The sequence below is a fragment of the Geminisphaera colitermitum TAV2 genome (assembly GCF_000171235.2).
Classification (GTDB): Bacteria; Verrucomicrobiota; Verrucomicrobiia; order Opitutales; family Opitutaceae; genus Geminisphaera; species Geminisphaera colitermitum.
The window spans coordinates 1-4,102 of record NZ_ABEA03000137.1; the positions used below are offsets into that span (position 1 = coordinate 1).

Annotated in this window: 3 protein-coding genes; 2 read left to right on the plus strand and 1 reads right to left on the minus strand. The window is 62.5% G+C overall.

The window, feature by feature from the left end; all coding sequences use genetic code 11:
- Nucleotides 1-1,138, plus strand: a 1,138-nt coding sequence (locus OBACDRAFT_RS16240; RefSeq protein WP_043587436.1) for an NAD(P)H-hydrate dehydratase, incomplete at its 5' end; no start/stop codon positions are given.
- Between the two features lie 376 nt (nt 1,139-1,514).
- Here the strand turns inward: OBACDRAFT_RS16240 and OBACDRAFT_RS16245 are convergent.
- A complete protein-coding gene (locus OBACDRAFT_RS16245) occupies nt 1,515-2,156 on the minus strand; it encodes an HAD family hydrolase (RefSeq protein WP_043587440.1) in 642 nt (213 codons plus the stop codon).
- Nucleotides 2,157-2,250: 94 nt separating this feature from the next.
- On the opposite strand from OBACDRAFT_RS16245, the gene pepF reads away from it, so the two are divergent.
- On the plus strand, nt 2,251-4,102 hold a 1,852-nt coding region (gene pepF / locus OBACDRAFT_RS16250; protein WP_043587438.1), incomplete at its 3' end, for an oligoendopeptidase F.

The following is a 4,102-nucleotide window of genomic DNA, read 5'->3' on the forward strand; positions in this document are numbered from 1 at the left end:
GGCGGCGGGGACGCCGCCGCTCCATATTTACGATTTGGTGATTGATGGTGTATTCGGTTTTCAATTCCGCCCGCCGTTGTCGCCGGAGCTTGCGCGGGTGCTGGCATGGGCGAACGCGCTGCCGGCGCGCTTGCGTGCGGCTGTGGACTTGCCGAGCGGGTTGGGTGAGGCGGGTGCGTTCAGGGCGGATTTCACCTACGCAACGGGGATTGTGAAGGAGCCATTGGTGGCGTCGGGCGGACTGCTGAACGCCGGGCGGTTGCGGTATTTGGATCTTGGATTTTTTGATGAAGAGGAGGGGGGGGGGGAGGTTTCGGAAGGCGCAGTTGCGCCGCGTCGCGCGCTGACGTCGGCGGTGCTTGCGCCGTTGCGGGAATTGCGTGCGGCGGATTCCGACAAACGAACTTATGGACATGTGTTTTTGGCGGGCGGGTCACGATCGTATCCGGGGGCGATTTTCATGGCGGCGAGCGCGGCGGTGCGGAGCGGGGCGGGGCTGGTGACGGTGTTTGCGCCGGAGTCGCTGGTGGCGTCGTTCGCGGCGCGGTTGCCCGAGGCAATGTGGGTTGCCTGCCCGGAAACGCCGGAGGGCGGACTGGCTTTGGAGGGGTTGCACTTGGTGCAGGAGCGGATCGGACGGGCAACGGCGCTGGTTGTCGGACCGGGACTGGGGCGCGAACGGGAGTCGCTCGTGCTGGCGGAGGAAATGGTGAAAATGTCGTCCGCGCCCGTGGTGATCGACGCGGATGCGTTGCAGCCTCAAATTGTATCGGCAGGGGCGATACCGCGCATTCTCACGCCGCATGCGGGGGAATTGGCTCGGATCGCGGAGCGTGTGCCGTCGTCGGCGGTGCTGGTGCGCAAGGGGCCGGTGACGTGCATCGAGGCGCAGGGCGTGAGTTTTTATAGTTTCAAGGGTGGCCCGGTGCTGGCGCGCGGTGGCAGCGGCGATTTGCTGGCGGGACTCATGGGGGGGCTGCTGGCGCAGTCGCCCGGCGATCCGGCGGCGGCGGCGTGCCGGGCTGTGGCATGGCATGGCGCGGCAGCCGACGCGCTGGCCCGGGCCCACGGCGCGGTGGCGGTGCGCACCACGCAGTTGCTCGATTTTCTGGCGGTGGCGCTGAGGGCTGAGCACTGACCGCTGACGCACCGTTTCGAGTTTAGAGCAGTTTCATTCAAACTGTAGCCATTTGATACCTGGTAGGGAGGCCTTTGTGCCCTCGGCCGAGGGCACAAAGGCCTCCCTACCGTTAAGACAACGGCTACATCTCAACTTATGGGAACTTCTAAAAATTACACAGAGGACACAGAGGAGGCACAGAGTTTGGGGAGGCCTGTCCGGTGGAAGGATATTTTCCTCGCGAATGAATGTCTCTGTAATTCATTTATTATAAATAAATAAAATAATATTTTTTACGGAAAAAGGAGCAAAGTCGTTTTGTCCTCCCTAAACTCTGTGCCTTCTCTGTGATCTCTGTGTAATTTCTGATTTTTAGAACCTCCCTTATACCGCTCTAGAATCTGGAGTTCAGGGTTTCGAGCGTGAGGCCGGCGAGCGTGGGGAGGCGGAGTGCGGCGTGGGGGAACTCGTCGTGCAGCGTCGATGGGCCGGGGATGACGATCACGCGCAGGCCGGCGCGGTGGGCGGCGAGGTGGCCGGGCACGGAATCTTCAAAGGCAAGTGTTTCGCCGGGGGCGACACCGAGGCGGCGCAGGGCTTCGAGGTAAACGTCGGGCGCGGGTTTGGGGTGCTGCACTTCGTCGCGCGTGCAGATGGCGTCGAATAAGGTGTCGAGCCCGCGCAGGCGCAGGTGGTTTTTGACGTGGGGACGGTTGGAGTTGGAGGCGACGGCGAGCCGGAGGCCGGCGGCGCGGGCGGAGTCCAGTAATTCGCGCACACCAGGCAGTACAGGCGCGGCGTCCATGAGGCTGCGCGACAGGTCGCGCCAACGGCGTCCCAAGGCGTGCTTGTCGTGATTGGGTGGGTACGCAGTCCAGACGTCCTGCACGATGTCGGTGTGACCGACCAGGGCGTGCAGCACCGCCCGGTCCGCGGCAAAACCGTCGTGGGCGTGGATGCGTTCCCACGCTTCGATAATCACCGTTTCGGTGTCCACCATCAGTCCGTCGAAGTCGAAAACCAGTGCACGCAACATGTCTGCGAGCATCGGACATCGCACAAGAGATTGTCCATGCTTCAGTATTTCGGACTTCTGATAAGGGAGAATTGCGTCACGATGCCTCATCATCATGCCGACGTCCCGTGTTCCATCCGCTTCTCTCAAACCCGCCACCCGTGACCGCGCCCAAATCGGCTCCGATTACAAATGGGATTTTTCTCCGATTTATCCAAATTGGGAGGTTTGGGAGGCCGACGTAAAAAAGATGGAGGCGCAAACCGGGGCATTCGCCGGACTCAAGGGGACTCTGAAGGAGGGTGCCGAAGCCGTGCTCCGCGCCCACCGGCTTTTTGATGAGATCGGGATGCTTCAGTATCGGCTTTTTCGCTACCCGCAACTCCAGCGCGATGTCGATACACGTGACCAGGCGGTGGCGGGCAGGCTCCAGCGCGTGCAGGCCGTCTTCGCCCGTTTCGGCACCGCCACGGCGTGGTTCACGCCGGAGTTGCTCACGGTTCCGGAGGAGACCATGCGTGGCTGGATCGACGCCACGCCCGCGCTCGGCGTTTATCGGTTTCCCATCCTCGACACCTACCGGCAGCAGAAGCACGTGCTCGACGAAAGGGGCGAAAAGCTCCTTTCCCACGCCGCGCGTTTCAACGATACGCCGCGCTCGGTGTATTCGGAGTTGAGCACGTCGGACATCCAGTTTCCCAAGGTCACGTTTAGCGATGGGCGCGAGGTCACGCTCTCGCCCGCCGTGTATCAGGCCACGCTGGCAACGAATCGCAATCAGGCTGACCGTCGTCTGGCTTTTGAAAATTACCTGGCGACCTATGCCGCGACCAAGCACACCTATGCGGCCATTTACCGGGGGGTTCTGGAGCGCGACTGGTTCCATGCGCAGGCGCGTGATTATCCCGACACGCTCGCCGCCGCGCTCGATGGCAACGCGATTCCGGTGGAGGTGTACACGACGCTCGTCGAGGCGGTGCGCGAGGGGACGGCTCCGCTGCGGCGTTATTTCCGTCTGCGTCAGCGTCTGCTCGGGCTGGCGGAGTATCATCTTTACGACGGCCAGATTCCGCTGCTGAAGGATGAGTCGGTGTGGCCTTATGATGCGGCGCGCGCCGAGATCATCGCGTCCGTCGCGCCGCTCGGCGACGACTATCAGCGCAAGATGGGCGGGTTGCTGACGGGCAACCGGGTGGATGTTTATGAGAACGAGGGCAAGCGTTCCGGGGGCTACAGCGCGGGCGTGTATGGCGCGGGTCCGTATGTGCTGCTCAACTACAACGACACGCTCGATGCGTTGTTTACGTTTGCCCACGAGATGGGGCACGCGATGCACACGGAGCTTTCTGATGAGGCGCAGCCTTTCGCCACGCACAGCTACACGCTTTTCGTGGCGGAGGTGGCGTCCACGATCAACGAGCGTTTGATGCTCGACCGGCTTCTTGGCGCGACGAGTGATCCCAAGGCGAGGTTCCTGCTGCTCCAGCATGCCGTCGATCAGATCGTGGGCACGTTTTACACGCAGGTGTTGTTTGCCGATTTCGAGCGCCGGGCGCACGAGCGGATCGAGCGGGGCGAGCCTGTCACCGCCGATGTGCTCGGAGAAATTTACGCGGGGTTGCTCAACGACTACTACGGCGACTCGGTGGCGGCGGATGATCTGTACCGTTTCACCTGGGCGCGCATTCCGCATTTTTACAACACGCCGTATTATGTTTACCAATACGCGACGTGCTTCGCCTCTTCGGCGCATCTTTACGCGGCAATGACAACGGGAGTCGGGGGGAGGGAGGGTCGGGAAGGTCGGGAGGTCGCGGTGGAGCGTTATCTGGAATTGTTGCGCAGCGGCGGCAACGACCACCCGATGGAGCAGCTCAGGAAGGCGGGGGTCGATCTCACGCGGCGCGAGACGGTGCAGGCGGTGGTCGCGCAGATGGACGGGCTCGTCACGCAGTTGGAGGCGGAGG